Below are 15,449 nucleotides of genomic sequence, written 5' to 3' on the forward strand. Positions count from 1 at the left end.
TCCAAGGCACTTATTATATCTCAGTTACTCCATGACCTATGGTCTTAACCTTTAATATGCCGTCTTCAGTTCTTAGTTCTATTGTTCTTCCAAAATTTCCACCTGTATCATCAGCTATTATTGGTATTTTAAGTTTCTTTAGATTTTCTCTGGCTGATATTGCATTTCTTTCTCCAATTCTTAATATGCTATTCTTAGTATTAAAATTGAACATTTGTGCTCCACCAGCAATTTTTGCGACAATATTTCGTTTTATAGCCCCAATTTTCTCCATTTCCTTTATTAACTCTTGTATTCCTGTATCTGCAAACTTAGCCTTGTTACTATTTTTCTTTATTTCCTTACTATTTGGTAGCATTATATGCACTAATCCTGCTATTTTAGTTTTCTTATCATATAGCGCTATCCCCACGCAAGACCCTAATCCTAATGTCGTAAGATTATTAGGATATTTTACAACCTTTAGGTCTGCCATCCCTACTTTGACTACTTCCATGCTAGCTTATGCCCAAGCTCTGTAGTATTTTTTGGTAAGAATCTAAGTCAGGAATTAAGAATAAATCTCCAGATACAATTTTGCTATCTTCAAAGAATTCTGTTTCTATGAATAACACATTGTCTCCTATTTGGCTAAATTGCACTGCTGGTACACTAAGTATCGCACCAGCCATATCTATACTAACTGAAGGTACAGAAATTTTAATGTTTAGACTAGTCATCTTACATATGGAATTTACATATGATGCTGCTAATATATTACCTATTTCACTAAGCGCTGACATATCCATCTCATCTAAATCTCTATCTTCAAATTCTCTACTAAATAACATATTAACTAAATTAACTGCTGATTTTAGACCAAATGCTAATAGTAGATTACCAACTACATCGCCACTCATTTCAAAATATATCCCTACTACTATTTCTTCTGCCCCTCCAAGTAGCTTGTCTACTTCTTTAAATTCTAGTATGTTAACTGTAGGAACTTTCATATCAATTTTTTTATTAATCATAGATGCTAATGCTGTCGCTGCATTACCAGACCCTATGTTTCCTATTTCTCGAAACACATCGATTAACATTGTATTTAAATTATTTATGTCTAAATTCATAGCTCACCTCTAATCATCATTGTATTTCAAGCACTTTTTTGACGTCTAATATCATTATCATTCTATTATCTTTTTTACCTATCCCACTTACAAAATCATACTCTTTTGACGTTCCTATGTTTGGTGGAGCATCTATTTCATTAGCGTCAAGTCTTATTACCTCTGATGATGAATCAACTATTAACCCTACTACTAGTTCTTCGTATTTTATTATTATTATTCTTGAATTTTCTTTGTTTATTTTTGATTCCATAGAAAATCTAACTCTCAAATCTACCACTGGTACTACATCTCCTCTTAAGTTTATGATACCTTTTACGTAATTTTGAGAATTTGGGACTCTAGTAAAATCTGATATACGTTCTATTATTTTTACTTTGAATATATCTATTGCATAAAATTGCTCATTGATCTTAAATACTACATATTGATTACTCATATACATCACCTCTTAGAATATAGAATTTATGTCTAGAATTAATGAAATATTACCGTTGCCTAATATTGTAGCTCCTGTCATATACTTTATTCCTGATAGATATTTGCCTAATGACTTAATTACAATTTCTTGTTGTCCTATTAAGTCATCTACTATTAGTCCAGCTTCTTTATCTCCTTTTTTAACGATTACTGCTATAAGTTCTTTTTGGTTGTTATCGTTCTCTAACCCAAGTATATTTCTAAGTCTTATTAACGGTAATGTTTTTCCTCTATATAGTATCACTTCTTGTTCGTGTACTTTTTGTATGCTATCTCTATCTATTGGCGTTATTTCTTTAATTGAGCTTAATGGTATTGCATATATTTCGTCTTTAAGTTTAATCATTAGAGCTTGTATTATTGCTAAACTCAGTGGAATCCTTATTGTAAACTTACTACCCATACCTCTTACACTATCAATTTCTACTATACCACCTATTGACTCTATTTTAGATTTTACTACGTCTAAGCCAACTCCGCGTCCCGAAACATCTGTAATTGTATCTGATGTACTAAATCCTGGTTTAAATATGTATTCACATGCCTCATCATCAGAGAGAGTCTTAGCTACTTCTTGGTTTAATATTCCTCTACTAATAGCCTTTTGTTTTACTCTGTTAACATCTATACCATCTCCATCATCTTGTACCTCTATTACTACGTTGTTACCATCTGGATAAGATCTTAGGCTTATTGTACCAAATTCTTCTTTGTCTTTTTTCTTTCTATCTTCTGCCTTTTCTATACCATGATCTATTGCATTTCTTATAAGATGTATCAATGGATCACCGATTTCGTCAATTACTGTTCTGTCAACTTCTGTCTCTTCTCCAGACATCATGAGCTTTACTTCTTTTCCTAGTTCTTTTGATAAATCTCTTACCATTCTTGGGAATCTGTTAAATACTCTTTCTATAGGTACCATCCTAACTTTCATTACTGCATCGTGAAGACTTGTTGTTATTCTTTCTAGGTATTCTATAGCTTCATTCATATTTTGCTTTTTGTCTGAATCTCCTATATCTTCCATCCTTGTTTTGATTATTATTAACTCACTTACTAAGTTCATAAGGTTGTCCAATCTGTCAATATCAACCCTTACTGTTTTCCCAACAACATTTATTGATTTCTTACTTTTACCTGTTTCTTTTTTTATCTGTTCTTTAACTTTCTCGGCAAGTGATTTTTCTACATTTTCTTCTTTTTCATTCTGAGTATTTTCATTTTGTGTTTCTTCTAAGATTTCTTGTTCCCCTATAGCATTTTCTTCTGTGCTTATTTTGTTTATATTGACTTCTTCAACTTCTGATATTAATCTTATTTCCTTTTTTATTCTGCTCGCATCATATTTACTAACTATAATTAGCGTTATAGAATCTTCAAACTTCTCATCTTCAATATCTTCTACTGGAGGAACTGATCTTAGTATCTCTGAATGTGCTTCTAAAGTCTTAAAAATAATAAATGCTCTAGCTGCCTTTAACATGCATGTTTTGTTTAGTCTTATCTTTAATGCATATGGTGTTAAACCTTTTATTGAAGCTTTTTTAAGTGTTCTCATTGTATATTCATCAATGTCTATATTTTCATTATTTTCTTCACTAGCAACATCTGATACTGCAACTTCTTCGATAGCTTTACTATAATCATTGTTAACTAATTGATTCAGTTTTTTAACTAGCGCATCACTACTCAGATCTCCTTCGCTTCCATTGGCGCTGATTTCACCAACATATTCTTCTAATAAGTCCAGACATTCAAATAATGAATCCATGATATCGTCGTTAATTGCTATACTGGCGCTTCTTATCTCTTGCAAAAGATTCTCCATTTCATGTGTTAGATTTGCCATCTTTGTAAAGCCCATTGTAGCTGACATACCTTTTAATGTATGGGCTGTTCTAAATATTTCATTTACTATATCTAAATTGTTATTTTCTTTTTCTAAATCCAATAAATTAGTATTTAAGCTTTGTAAATGTTCTTTTGATTCTTCTATGAAAATATCTAAATATTGATTGATTTCCATGTTTTACACCCCCACGTTAGTTATTATTTCATCGGCTATTTTATTTAAAGATAATATTTTATCTATAGCATTGTTTTTAATTGCAACTTTTGGCATACCAAACACTACACAGCTACTTTCGTCTTGAGCAATTGTATAGCCACTGTTATTCCTTATCTTTTTAATTCCTTTTGCACCATCACCACCCATACCTGTTAATATAACTCCTATCTTCTTATAATTATTAATCAATGATACCGAGTCCATCATTACATCTACTGATGGTCTATGTCCTGAAACTTTTTCATGCCTATTTAATTTAATATATAAATCTACACTGCTTTTTTTTATTATTGTCATATGAAAATCTCCAGGTGCTATATAGCAGTGTCCTCTTTTTAATATTTCTCCGTCTTCAGCTTCTTTAACAACTATATGTGATAATGAATTGAGCCTACCTGCTAGTGATTTGGTAAATTGTGGTGGCATATGCTGTACTACCACAATTGCTGCATCTACGTCTTGGGGTATATTAGGAAGTATAGCCTGAAGTGCTCTTGGCCCTCCTGTTGATGTTCCTATCGCTACTATATTACTGTATTTTGTACTCTTTATATTTGTAAACTTTGTAGTTGTCGATATAGGTTTCTTTACTCTAGGCTTTATGTAGCTAGTTTGCTCTTTTTTTTCTATACTCTCTGCTACATTTACCTTTGCATATGAAGCCACTTTTACTTTATTAATTATTTCAATTTTTTTCTGCTGTTCATCCATATTAAAAATGCTTTTCGGCTTTGCTATAAAATCCACTGCTCCAATTTCCAGTGCTTTCATTGTCATATCTGCTCCTGATTGAGTAAGTGAACTTAGCATAACTACTGGTATATTGCTATATGTTTTCATCAGTAGTTTTAGAGTCTCTATTCCATCTAATATAGGCATTTCAACGTCAAGTGTTATGACATCTGGTTTTAAATTTTTTAATTTTTCTAACGCTTCTTGTCCATTTCTCGCATAGCCTATAACGTCTATATCGCTATCTGTTATCAATATGTCATTTATGATTCTTCGCATAAATGCTGAATCGTCTATTATAAAAACTTTTATGCTCATCATATCATTCCTTTTTTTCTCATCTCACGCTGTCTTTTAAATATAAACTTAACTATTTGATCTCTTGCATTTTTACTTATATCAATAAACTCTAAACCTATTGCATATTGGTATTTATTGTTTTCTGTTAGGTCATCTACTCTGATTACTTTTGCCTTGCTTTTTATCAAAAGACTCTCTATATTTAATTCACAATATATTTCATCCCCTAATTTATGTTTATAATTGCTTAATATCTTAGCTCCATTGCCACTTATATCTTTTGTTTTTACTATCTCTATCTTTACTTCGTTTTCATTTTCTCTGTATTCTTTTCTCATTTCTAGTTCTACTTGTAATCTATAATGATTCCTTTCTTGAAGTCTTCTCTCTTCTCCTAGATTTTCTATTATTACTTCAAAATCATTTTCTAATTTCTTTAATACTACTGCTTTAAATGAAAATCTCCCTTTTTCAGGCACATAGTATCTAACTGTTATTAAGTTTCCTTCATAAAGAGGTATGGTTTTACTTTTTCTCATTGGTATCAGTATCTTATATGTTACTTCATCTATGATATCAACAATCTGACTTATATATTCGTCTGTATCTTTATATTCCTTTACTAAAGTTATATTTTGACCAATTTCAAAATCATTGTACAACAAAATTTAAAATCCTCCTTTTGTTATAAAACTTTTAAATTTATTCATAAATTGTGAAAATCCTCTTTTTTGCTCTTGATATGTTGTGTTGTTTATTACATTCGTTGCAATTTCGTTTAGATTTTTAGATATATTCACTCTCGGGTATTTTATGATAAAAGGAACTTGCTCCATTATGGATTTTGAAACAATTTTACTATCTATAATGTATCCATAGTTGTTGATTTTTGCACTTAAAAATCTATCTGCTACCGTTTGGAGCTTCTTATAAACTATGTATCCTTCTTTCTTATCCTCTACTCTGTTTATAACAACGTTAAATTCTTTTATGTTATACCTTACTAGTGTTTTTATTAGAGCATAACAATCTGTTATGGAAGGTGGCTCTGGTGTTGTTAGCACTATTACTTCTTGTGCTGATTTCAGAAAACTAAGGCTCGTCTCAGAAAGACCTGCTCCTGTATCTATGATTATAAAATCTACTGTTTTTTCTAGTGTTAACAATTGCTCAGAAAGCCTCTCTACCATTTTTTTATCTAAATGCATTAGCTCATATATTCCTGAGCCTCCCGCTATTATCTTCAATTTATTAGGTCCATTTATTATGATTTCGTTTATGTCTTTGTTTCCGTATATTATGTCAGCTATTGTGTGTTTTGATACTATTCCTAGATTGACATCAACATTGGCAAAACCTATATCTGCATCCATTATCAGTACTTTATATCCTAAATTAATCAGTGATAATGCTAAATTTATACAAAAAGTAGTCTTGCCTACTCCTCCTTTTCCACTAGTAACACCTATCACTCTCGTCGTTTTTTTTTGTAAATATTCCTTATTTTCTATTTTATCATAATTTTTTACTAGTTTCCTAAGTTTTTCTGCCTGATCTGTCATTGTTACCCCCCTATCATTGTATTTACAAGAGTTGTAACATCAGCTAATTGTATATCTTCTGGCACATTTTGTCCTGTTGTGACGTATGAAAGCGGGTTATTCGTCAAATATTTTGTATTTAATATAACTCCTGGGTTCTCACATTCGTCAAGTTTTGTAAAAATTAACTTGTATTCTCCAAAATTTTTATATGTCTTTATTATTGATTTAACTGTAGATAGAGAAGTTGTAGAACTTAAGACTAAATATATTTCTTTATTTTTTACTTCTCTTATTAAACTCATTGTTTCATCTATTTTATTTGTGTCTTTATGGCTTCTACCTGCTGTATCTACAAATATAATATCCTTGTCTTTATATGATGCTAATGATTCATATATGTCATCTTTTTGATATACTACTTTTAATGGCAAATTCATTATTTCACAATACGTCTTTATCTGTTCTACTGCTGCTATTCTATATGTATCTGCACTTATTACACCTACATCCTTATTTTGGTTAAATGCATAGTCAGCGGCTATTTTTGCTATTGTTGTTGTTTTTCCTACTCCTGTTGGGCCTACAAAAAATATCGTCTTTGTTTCTCCATTTAGTTCTATTGGCTTTGGGGCTCCAAAATGTTCTTTAAGCTCGTATTCTACTATCTTTTTTATTTGCTCATCGTTTTTATTTGTTATATTAATTCTTGTATTTATGTCTTTTAATATTTCAAATGCTACATTATCATTAACGCCTTTATCCATCATATAGTTATAATATAAAAGCAATGATTCTGGTAACTCTACTTTTTGTGATTCTTTATTCATTTGTTTCATCATTTGATTTATTGAATCTCTTAATTCTTTAATCTCTTTATTTAATTCATTCTTTTCGCTTACTATTTTAGTCTGCACATCAGCTACTTTGTGCTGCGTTTTTTTCTTTTTACCTTTTTCATCTATCGCTACTACTACCTCTACGAATGGCTTTTTAAATAAGCTAAATAGCCCTTTTTTCTTAATCTTCCTCTCATGGAGTATTACTGCTTCTGATCCTAGCTCTAGTTTAACTTTATTCATTGCCTCTTTAGTTGTACTTCCTATAAATCTTCTTATTCTCATCTAATACTCACCATCCCCAGCGACTGCACTTCAACGTTTGAATTAATTTCGTTATAAGATAACACCACAAAATCTTCTGATATTTGCTCTGTTAATCTCTTCAGATATAACCTTACTATTGGTGCTGTTAATATTATTGGCATCATACCCATTGATGTTAAACTCTGTATATTAGCCGCTACACTATTTATCAATGATTGTGTTGTATTAGGGTCTAGAGATAGATACGTTCCAGCTTCACTCTGTGTAATTGACTGCATTATCACACCTTCTAGCTCACTATCAACTGTTACTACTTTGAGTACATTATCATCTACATACTTGCTCGTAATATATCTAGAGAGCTTCTGCCTAGCATACTCTGTAAGCATGTCTGGATCTCTAGTCACTGGAGCATAATCTGCAAGAGTCTCTAATATAGTTACCATATCTCTTATTGAAATCTGTTCTTTTAGTAGATTTGATAACACTTTTTGAACCTCTCCTACTGATAGTATTTTTGGTACTAGCTCATCTATCAATGCTGGATGTTCTTCTTTTACGTTGTCTAACAGTATTTGAACATCTTGTCTACTCAATAACTCACACGAATGTCTCTTAATTACTTCTGTCAAATGTGTTATTATTACTGATGGAGGATCAACTACTGTGTAACCATATACCTCTGCTTTTTCTCTTTCACTTTCTATTATCCACTTCGCTTTTAAGCCAAATGCTGGTTCTATAGTGTCTATTCCTTCTATTTCTCCAGTCGCCATTCCTGGATCCATTGCAAGATAGTGGTCAAAGTATAGTTCGTTTCTAGAAATCTCTACTCCTTTTATCTTTATTGCATATTCGTTTGGACTTAGCTGGATATTGTCTCTCAATCTTATTGCTGGTATTACCAGTCCTAATTCCAGCGCTATTTGTCTTCTTATCATTACTGCTCTATCAAATAAATCTCCACCTTGGTTTGAATCAGCTAGTGGTATAATAGCGTATCCAAATTCAAGCTCTAATTCGTCTACCTTTAGTAAGCCCAATACATTTTCTGGACTTCTAATTTCTTCAACTTCTGCTTCTTCAACCTCTGCTTCAATATTAATTTTTTCGTTACTTTTCTTTTTGTATTGTTTATATCCAAGGAATAAAAATACTACGGCTAATGAGAACAGTGGTAGCGTAGGAAGTCCTAATAATCCTAGTGTCACTAACACCCCGGCTATAATGAACATTACTTTTGATTCCGCACCGAATAATTGCTTTAATATATCTTGTCCCAAGTTTGAATCAGATGCTGCTCTAGTTACTACTATACCTGTTGCTGTTGATATTAGTAATGCTGGTATCTGACTCACTAGACCATCACCTACTGTAAGTAATGTGAATTTAGCTAGTGATTCTTTTAAGCTTAAACCTCCTGTTAGCATACCTATAGCAAATCCTGCACATATATTTAGTACTGTTATGATTATACCAGCTATGGCATCTCCTTTTACAAACTTCGTAGCTCCGTCCATAGCTCCATAGAAATCTGACTCTCTTTGTATTTTGGTTCTTCTCATTCTAGCTTCCTGTTCATTAATGAGACCTGAGTTTAAATCCGCATCTATCGCCATCTGCTTACCTGGCATAGCATCTAGTGTAAATCTAGCTGCAACCTCTGCTACCCTCTCTGAACCTTTTGTTATTACTAAGAATTGAACTATTACTATAATCAAGAATATAATAAATCCGACTATTGGATTACCTTGTATCACGAAATTACCAAACGCTTCTATTACTGAACCTGCATTTCCCTCTAATAGTATAAATCTTGTTGTGGTAATATTGAGGGACAGCCTCAGCAGTGTCGTAATCAATAATATTGATGGAAATATTGAAAAGCTTAGTGCCTCATCTGTATACATTGCTATAAGCATAATCAATAACGCTAGTGAAATATTAAATGCTAACATTATATCTAAAAGTCCTTTTGGCATTGGTATTATTATAGCGATTATTATAGCAATTATTGCTATAGCAATAAATATATCTCCAAACTTCATAATATCACTCCTATTGTTGTTTCAAGCTATATACGTAAGCTAGCACTTCTGCTACTGCATAGTATAAATCCTCTGGTATTATTTGTCCTATTTCTACTGCTTTATATAATCCTCTTGCAAGCGGTTTGTTCTCTACTAATGGTACATCATTTTTACTTGCAATTTCTTTTATTTTTTGTGCTACTAGATCTTGTCCTTTGGCTATTACGTATGGTGCATCATACATTGTCTTATCATATTTTATCGCAATTGCAAAATGCGTTGGGTTTGTGATTATAACGTCTGCTTTTGGTACTTCTTGCATCATTCTACTCATTGCTATCTGACGCTGTTTTTCCTTTATCTTAGACTTAATCTTAGGATCTCCCTCCATTTGCTTATACTCTTCTTTAACTTCTTGCTTTGTCATTTTTAAGTTCTTGTGGTAATCCCATTTTTGATATACATAATCAAGTATAGCTAGCACTAATAATATCCCTACTACTCTAGTTACAAGGCCAAAAGTCATACTACTTATATACCTAGCAATGTTGCTTACACTCATATCGTATAATTTGTATATGTTTTGAATCTGCCCTTTTACATAAATGTAGGCTATGTATCCTACTAGAAATATTTTTATATTTGCTTTTATTAGCTCTACTACACTTTTTACTGATAATATTCTCTTAAATCCTTCTAATGGATTAATCCTACTGAGCTTTGGTTTTAACGGCTCAAATGTAAATAAAAATCCAACCTGTAAGTAATTTGCTGTTAAGCCCACGATAAAAGCTACAGCCAAAAATGGCCCTACTGCTCTTACGAATACGTTCATCATCATTAAAAAAAGTTTTCTAATATCACTAACTGCTAGTGCGTTTTTCTCTAGCATGTAATTTTCAAATATCAGTTTTGTAAATCTATGTAACGTATCACCTAATGTCTTGCTATATATTTTTAGTGTTACAAACAATGTCATTAATACTACTACTGAGTTTAACTCTCTACTTTTAAAAACCTGACCCTTTTTTCTTGAATCATCTAATTTTTTAGGTGTGGGTTTTTCTGTTTTTTCATCAGATGAAAATAGTTGTAAATTTAGCTTTATTAAGTTTTCCATTGGTATCATCCCTTGCCCACAAGTTTAAACATGTCATATATTATTGTTTGCATATCTGCAAATATGTTTTGTAATACTGTAAAAAGCACAGGTATTATTAAATACATTGTACCTAGACCTATGACTATCTTTAGCGGCATTCCTACTACAAATACATTCATTTGAGGAATTGTCTTTGCAAATATACCTAGCAAAATATTACCTAAAAAAATAGTTGCTACCACTGGTGTACTTATTTTAAAACCAATAAGGAAAGACTGTGAAAAAGTTCTTAAGATTAAATCCATAATTTCATCATTGATAATAAAACTACCTATTGGAACAACTTCGTAAGAATGTACTATTGCTTTGACTAGCCAATGATGTCCATCTATCATAAGAAAAACTAACAGCGCATAAATATGATACATGCTTCCTGTTATAGGTACTTGTGAATTACTATGTGGGTCAAATACGTTCATCATTCCAAACCCAATCTGCATATCTATTACCTGTCCTGCGATATATACAGATATAAAGAACAAATAGCTTATAAAGCCTATTGTTATGCCAACTAGTAGTTCTTTAAATACTATATAAAACATATTTGCTAAAGTCACATTAATTTGCTGATCTACTCTAACGAAAAATACTACTAATACCGAAATAAACACTGTGAATGCTACCTTAGCTTGCATTGGTATATCTGTTCTTGATAACACTGGTGATATAACAAATATACCTGATATCCTTATTAAAACTACTAAAAAAATTATATAATTGTCTAATATTAAATCTACTATAGAATTCATATTGTTCTCCATTAATGTATGTATGCATTTATATTATTGAAGATATTCTCTGTAAATTCAATAATATGATTTAACATCCATGGTCCAAATACTACAAATGCAACTAGTACTGCTACAATCTTAGGCACAAATGCAAGTGTTGCTTCCTGTATTTGTGTTGTAGCTTGAAATATGCTGACTAGTAATCCAACCAATAACCCTAGCAATAGCATAGGTGCTGCTAGTGATAGTATTGTCATCATAGTTTGTTGTGCTAATCTGACAATCTCTCCTTGATCCATATTATCATCTCCATTTATTTAAATCCCAATATTAATGATTTTATTAATATATTCCATCCATCAACCATTACAAATAACAGCAATTTAAATGGTAATGATATCATTACTGGAGGTAACATCATCATACCCATTGACATAAGTGTACTTGCTACAACCATATCTATAACTAAAAACGGTATAAATATCAAAAAACCTATTTGAAAGGCCGTCTTTATTTCACTAATTATAAATGCTGGTATCAATGCCACTGTTGGTACATCATCTATATTACTCACTTCTTTTACATCTGCAATGTTTACAAATAACGCTAAGTCTTTATTTCTAGTATATTTGAGCATATAATCTCTTATTGGAGTAATTGCTTTATCTAGTGCTTCGTTTTGTGTTATCTCGTCTTTCATATATGGTTTTAACGCGTTATCGTTTATATCTGTTGCTATCGGTGCCATTACAAACAATGTTAGAAACAGTGCAAGTCCTATTAAAACTCTATTTGGCGGTGTTTGTTGTGTTCCTAGCGCAGTACGTATAAAATGTAGTACTATGATGATTCTAGTAAAACATGTCATTGTCAATAATATCGCTGGTGCAAATGACAGTATTGTTAATAGTATCATGATTTTTATACTCGTGACATATCCGCCTTTATTCTCTGTATCTGATATTGTTATCTTCTTTCCAAATGCAGATATTTCTGAATTTGCAAATGCCTGTGTAGATATTAAAAAAAGTAATAAAACGACTATAAGTATAATTAATGGTCTTTTCTTCATTGTTCTTCCTCTTTGTTAATGCCATTTCTTTCTCTTTTTAGTTTTTTATCAATTGCTTTTTTTAGTACTTTGCTAAACTGATTTTGGTGTATTTCTTTTTTTTCTATTACTTTTACAACACTTTCGTCTTCTATTTTTTCTATAACTGATACATTGTTATTTGAAACTGATAAAATATAATGCTTGTCCAATATCTTTGCTATCACAAGTTTATTATTTCTATCTAAGTTTCTTTGCTCTATGATATTTATGTTTTGACTCCTATTAAACATATTAGCTTTGTTTCCTATAAACCTAGTTGTTAAATATGTGAGTACTAATACTACCATGAAAGCAAGTACTACTGTAACTATCTTCAATATACCACCGCTATAGGTATAAGTATCAGCATTAGTCAAACCATCTCCGTAAACAACTGTATGAACGGAGATGATTAACAACAATAAAATTCCTATAACTTTTTTTTTCATCATATTAACCTAGTACTTTTTTGACAGCTTCTATGACTCTATCTGCCTGAAATGGCTTAACTATAAAATCTTTTGCTCCTGCTTGTATTGCTTCTATAACCATTGCTTGTTGTCCCATCGCTGAACACATTATGATTTTAGCATCACCATTAATCTTTTTAATTTCTTTAACTGCTTGTATCCCATCCACTTCTGGCATTGTTATATCCATTATTATTAAATCAGGTTTTAGTTCATTGTATTTCTCTATGGCCTTTGCGCCATTTTCAGCTTCTCCTATAACTTCAAAATCATTTTTTGTCAGAACATCCTTTATCATCATTCTCATGAACGCTGCATCATCGACAATCATTATATTTTTACCCATTATGTAATTCCTCCTTTAATTTTTACCTATTCTCTTTGAAGGGTTAACAATATCAGTTACACGTATTCCAAAGTTATCGTCTATTACTACTACCTCTCCCTTAGCAATATATCTACCATTAGCTAATATCTCTAGAGGTTCACCTACGATTTTGTCAAGTTCTATTATTGTCCCTGGTCCAAATTCTAAGATTTCACTTATTTTTCTACTAGTTCTACCTAGCTCTACTGTGATCTCAATTGGTATATTCTCAATCATATTAATACCCTCATTATAATTATTTTGTGGTGCACTATCAAATGATTCAAAAGACACCTTACTTATATTAACTGGTGTGTTATTTACAACGTTTCTTTGTTGCCCATCTGGGTACGTATTACTGCTATTATTTGTATTACTTACATTATTAATGTTGCTTGTATTAGTGTTAATAGTACTACTTGTATTATTATAACTTATACTCTCTTCACTATCAATTCCTCTTTTAGCAGTTTCTACATTTATTTCTATATCATCGATTTGCTTGTCATTATTATCCACCGATATCAAACTCTCAACCATACTTTTTGCAAAATCTACTGGCAGTAATTGCATTATTTCACTATCTATTAAATCCCCTACAACCATTCTAAATGATATCTTGACTATCTTGTCCTGCTGATTTCCAATTTTAAATACATCCAATATATTGTCGTCATCAAATACCAAGCTATGTGCTAATGGAGGAGCTATATCTATTTTTTTCATGAACATTTCTGATAATGATGTACTTGATGACCCTACCATTTGATTCATAGCTTCACTTATAGCACTTAGATCCATTTCATCAAGTTCTTTCACATCAGTATCTACATTACCGTCTCCTCCAATCATAAGGTTGGCGATTATTTTTACGTCTTTTTCTTTTAGCACTAATATATTTGACCCTACTAGTCCTACTTTGTATTTAACATCTACCGCCACATATGGTTTTGGATATGTTGCTGCTAGATCTTCCAATGTTGTAACTTCCACCATTGGCGTAGTTATAAGAACTTTTTGACCTAGAAGCGTAAACAACGTTGTAGCAGCGGTTCCCATACTAATATTTCCTATTTCTCCTAGTGCATCTTTTTCCATGTTACTTAAGTCTGTTTCTTCTTGCTTATTTGTTTGTGTTATTTCTTCATCAAATACAAATTCTTCAACTTTATTCTCTTCTTCTATTGATGATGTGTCTAAACTACCATTCAATAAAGCATCAATTTCTTCTTGAGATAACATATCACTAGTCATCAGCTTCATCACCATCCTTTTTTACTTCGGTAATCCTTACTGCCATTTTGTTGTTAGCACTGCCTGGCGAGCCTATAAATTTAAAGTTGTCACCTACGTTAATTTTTATATTCTTGCCATCATAATTATCTAATTTTACTACATCTCCAATTTGTAAATTGTAGATATCTTTAATCATTACAGTCGTTGCTCCAAATCTTGCTGCTATTGGCACTTTAGTGTTTTTTAATCTTTTCTCTATTATCTTGTTTTCAACTACTTCTTCTCTTGCATTCCTAGATGAATACCATGACCTAGTTGTAAGTTTGTCCATTATCGACTCTATTACTAAATGCGGAACACATAGATTAATCATTCCCTCTACTACTCCTATCTTTGCATTTAGTGTTATGAGTGCTATAGTTTCATTAGGTGATATAATTTGAGCAAATTGAGGATTTGTCTCTATCTTTTTTACATTAGGATTAAACTCAAATATATTCTCCCATGCTTGCTTAAATAAAAGCAATACCTTGTTAACTACTCTTTTTAATAATATTATTTCTATTTCTGTAAAAGGCCTCTTTATCGATTCATTTTCTCCATCCCCGCCTAGCAGTCTATCAATTATGGCAAAGGCTAGATTAGTTGAAATATCCAATATACATTCACCGGGAAGAGGCTTGATTTTAAATACTGTTAAAAAAGCTGGGTTTGAAATAGCATTGCTAAACTCACTGTATCCATATTGGTCAACCGTCAAAACTGAAGTTTTCACTGCTGTTCTTAGATATCCTGAAAAAAATGTTTGAAGTAATCTAGCAAAATTCTCATGTATAATCTCTAATGTTCTAAGCTGATCTTTAGACATTTTTTGAGGATTTCTAAAATCATATGGTTTAATTTTTTTATCACTGCTTACTTCCTTTATATCCTTTGCATCTACCTCACCTGAATCCAACGCGTTTAGCAGGGCATCAATTTCACTTTGTGATAAAACCTCTGTCAAATTGCTTACCTC

17 protein-coding genes are annotated in these 15,449 nt (G+C 31.5%); all 17 read right to left on the reverse strand.

All coding sequences use genetic code 11. From position 1 onward, the window contains the following. Positions 1-13 precede the first annotated feature (13 nt). From P3X86_RS04150 to fliM, 17 genes are read right to left on the reverse strand one after another with little or no spacing between them, the layout of a single operon-like run. Positions 14-496 (reverse strand): chemotaxis protein CheD, encoded by a 483-nt coding sequence (locus P3X86_RS04150; protein ID WP_483291363.1) that lies wholly within the window; start codon positions 494-496, stop codon positions 14-16. Position 497: 1 nt separating this feature from the next. Beyond that, on the reverse strand, positions 498-1,112 hold the full coding sequence (locus P3X86_RS04155; RefSeq protein WP_483291364.1) for a chemotaxis protein CheC: 615 nt from the start codon (positions 1,110-1,112) through the stop codon (positions 498-500). A gap of 16 nt (positions 1,113-1,128) precedes the next feature. Continuing rightward, positions 1,129-1,551: a chemotaxis protein CheW gene (locus P3X86_RS04160; RefSeq protein WP_483291365.1), complete on the reverse strand. Its 423-nt coding sequence runs from the start codon at positions 1,549-1,551 to the stop codon at positions 1,129-1,131. A gap of 12 nt (positions 1,552-1,563) precedes the next feature. Then, positions 1,564-3,621: a chemotaxis protein CheW gene (locus P3X86_RS04165; protein WP_483291366.1), complete on the reverse strand. Its 2,058-nt coding sequence runs from the start codon at positions 3,619-3,621 to the stop codon at positions 1,564-1,566. 3 nt (positions 3,622-3,624) lie between these two features. Beyond that, positions 3,625-4,713, reverse strand: a complete 1,089-nt coding sequence (locus P3X86_RS04170) for a protein-glutamate methylesterase/protein-glutamine glutaminase (RefSeq protein ID WP_483291367.1) — start codon at positions 4,711-4,713, stop codon at positions 3,625-3,627. Beyond that, the gene (locus tag P3X86_RS04175; protein WP_483291368.1) at positions 4,713-5,360 is read right to left on the reverse strand and encodes a flagellar brake protein; all 648 of its coding nucleotides are present in this window, start codon (positions 5,358-5,360) and stop codon (positions 4,713-4,715) included. Before P3X86_RS04175 ends, P3X86_RS04170 begins: the two co-directional genes overlap by 1 nt. 3 nt (positions 5,361-5,363) lie before the next feature. After that, positions 5,364-6,257, reverse strand: coding sequence for a MinD/ParA family protein (locus tag P3X86_RS04180; RefSeq protein ID WP_483291369.1), 894 nt, complete (start codon positions 6,255-6,257; stop codon positions 5,364-5,366). Between the two features lie 2 nt (positions 6,258-6,259). Then, positions 6,260-7,360, reverse strand: coding sequence for a flagellar biosynthesis GTPase FlhF (gene flhF / locus P3X86_RS04185; protein WP_483291370.1), 1,101 nt, complete (start codon positions 7,358-7,360; stop codon positions 6,260-6,262). Next, positions 7,357-9,390 (reverse strand): flagellar biosynthesis protein FlhA, encoded by a 2,034-nt coding sequence (gene flhA / locus P3X86_RS04190; RefSeq protein WP_483291371.1) that lies wholly within the window; start codon positions 9,388-9,390, stop codon positions 7,357-7,359. Before flhA ends, flhF begins: the two co-directional genes overlap by 4 nt. 10 nt (positions 9,391-9,400) lie before the next feature. Continuing rightward, positions 9,401-10,492, reverse strand: coding sequence for a flagellar biosynthesis protein FlhB (gene flhB / locus P3X86_RS04195; RefSeq protein ID WP_483291372.1), 1,092 nt, complete (start codon positions 10,490-10,492; stop codon positions 9,401-9,403). 5 nt (positions 10,493-10,497) lie between these two features. Further along, positions 10,498-11,283 carry a flagellar biosynthetic protein FliR gene (gene fliR, locus P3X86_RS04200; protein WP_483291373.1) on the reverse strand — a complete coding sequence of 262 codons (786 nt, stop codon included), beginning with the start codon at positions 11,281-11,283 and terminating at the stop codon, positions 10,498-10,500. An 11-nt stretch (positions 11,284-11,294) separates the two neighbouring features. After that, positions 11,295-11,564: a flagellar biosynthesis protein FliQ gene (gene fliQ, locus P3X86_RS04205; RefSeq protein WP_483291374.1), complete on the reverse strand. Its 270-nt coding sequence runs from the start codon at positions 11,562-11,564 to the stop codon at positions 11,295-11,297. 14 nt (positions 11,565-11,578) lie between these two features. Then, complete coding sequence (gene fliP, locus P3X86_RS04210) at positions 11,579-12,337, reverse strand: flagellar type III secretion system pore protein FliP (protein ID WP_483291375.1); 759 nt, start codon at positions 12,335-12,337, stop codon at positions 11,579-11,581. Continuing rightward, on the reverse strand, positions 12,334-12,807 hold the full coding sequence (locus tag P3X86_RS04215; RefSeq protein ID WP_483291376.1) for a FliO/MopB family protein: 474 nt from the start codon (positions 12,805-12,807) through the stop codon (positions 12,334-12,336). Before P3X86_RS04215 ends, fliP begins: the two co-directional genes overlap by 4 nt. 4 nt (positions 12,808-12,811) lie before the next feature. Next, on the reverse strand, positions 12,812-13,174 hold the full coding sequence (locus P3X86_RS04220; protein ID WP_483291377.1) for a response regulator: 363 nt from the start codon (positions 13,172-13,174) through the stop codon (positions 12,812-12,814). A gap of 15 nt (positions 13,175-13,189) precedes the next feature. Further along, the gene (gene fliY, locus P3X86_RS04225; protein ID WP_483291378.1) at positions 13,190-14,449 is read right to left on the reverse strand and encodes a flagellar motor switch phosphatase FliY; all 1,260 of its coding nucleotides are present in this window, start codon (positions 14,447-14,449) and stop codon (positions 13,190-13,192) included. Beyond that, positions 14,442-15,437, reverse strand: coding sequence for a flagellar motor switch protein FliM (fliM, locus tag P3X86_RS04230; protein ID WP_483291379.1), 996 nt, complete (start codon positions 15,435-15,437; stop codon positions 14,442-14,444). The genes fliY and fliM overlap by 8 nt, the downstream gene beginning before the upstream one ends. Between the last annotated feature and the right edge of the window lie 12 nt (positions 15,438-15,449).

It is taken from the genome of Abyssisolibacter sp. ZYX002 (assembly GCF_056892235.1).

Bases quoted from the DNA above. Each gene is read 5' to 3' on its own strand.
- flhA (WP_483291371.1), bottom strand. From the start codon at position 9,390: ATGAAGTTTGGAGATATATTTATTGCTATAGCAATAATTGCTATAATA.
- P3X86_RS04215 (WP_483291376.1), bottom strand. From the start codon at position 12,807: ATGAAAAAAAAAGTTATAGGAATTTTATTGTTGTTAATCATCTCCGTT.
- flhB (WP_483291372.1), bottom strand. From the start codon at position 10,492: ATGGAAAACTTAATAAAGCTAAATTTACAACTATTTTCATCTGATGAA.
- P3X86_RS04165 (WP_483291366.1), bottom strand. From the start codon at position 3,621: ATGGAAATCAATCAATATTTAGATATTTTCATAGAAGAATCAAAAGAA.
- fliR (WP_483291373.1), bottom strand. From the start codon at position 11,283: ATGAATTCTATAGTAGATTTAATATTAGACAATTATATAATTTTTTTA.
- fliY (WP_483291378.1), bottom strand. From the start codon at position 14,449: ATGACTAGTGATATGTTATCTCAAGAAGAAATTGATGCTTTATTGAAT.
- P3X86_RS04180 (WP_483291369.1), bottom strand. From the start codon at position 6,257: ATGACAGATCAGGCAGAAAAACTTAGGAAACTAGTAAAAAATTATGAT.
- P3X86_RS04220 (WP_483291377.1), bottom strand. From the start codon at position 13,174: ATGGGTAAAAATATAATGATTGTCGATGATGCAGCGTTCATGAGAATG.
- flhF (WP_483291370.1), bottom strand. From the start codon at position 7,360: ATGAGAATAAGAAGATTTATAGGAAGTACAACTAAAGAGGCAATGAAT.
- P3X86_RS04160 (WP_483291365.1), bottom strand. From the start codon at position 1,551: ATGAGTAATCAATATGTAGTATTTAAGATCAATGAGCAATTTTATGCA.
- P3X86_RS04150 (WP_483291363.1), bottom strand. From the start codon at position 496: ATGGAAGTAGTCAAAGTAGGGATGGCAGACCTAAAGGTTGTAAAATAT.
- fliP (WP_483291375.1), bottom strand. From the start codon at position 12,337: ATGAAGAAAAGACCATTAATTATACTTATAGTCGTTTTATTACTTTTT.
- P3X86_RS04155 (WP_483291364.1), bottom strand. From the start codon at position 1,112: ATGAATTTAGACATAAATAATTTAAATACAATGTTAATCGATGTGTTT.
- P3X86_RS04170 (WP_483291367.1), bottom strand. From the start codon at position 4,713: ATGAGCATAAAAGTTTTTATAATAGACGATTCAGCATTTATGCGAAGA.
- fliQ (WP_483291374.1), bottom strand. From the start codon at position 11,564: ATGGATCAAGGAGAGATTGTCAGATTAGCACAACAAACTATGATGACA.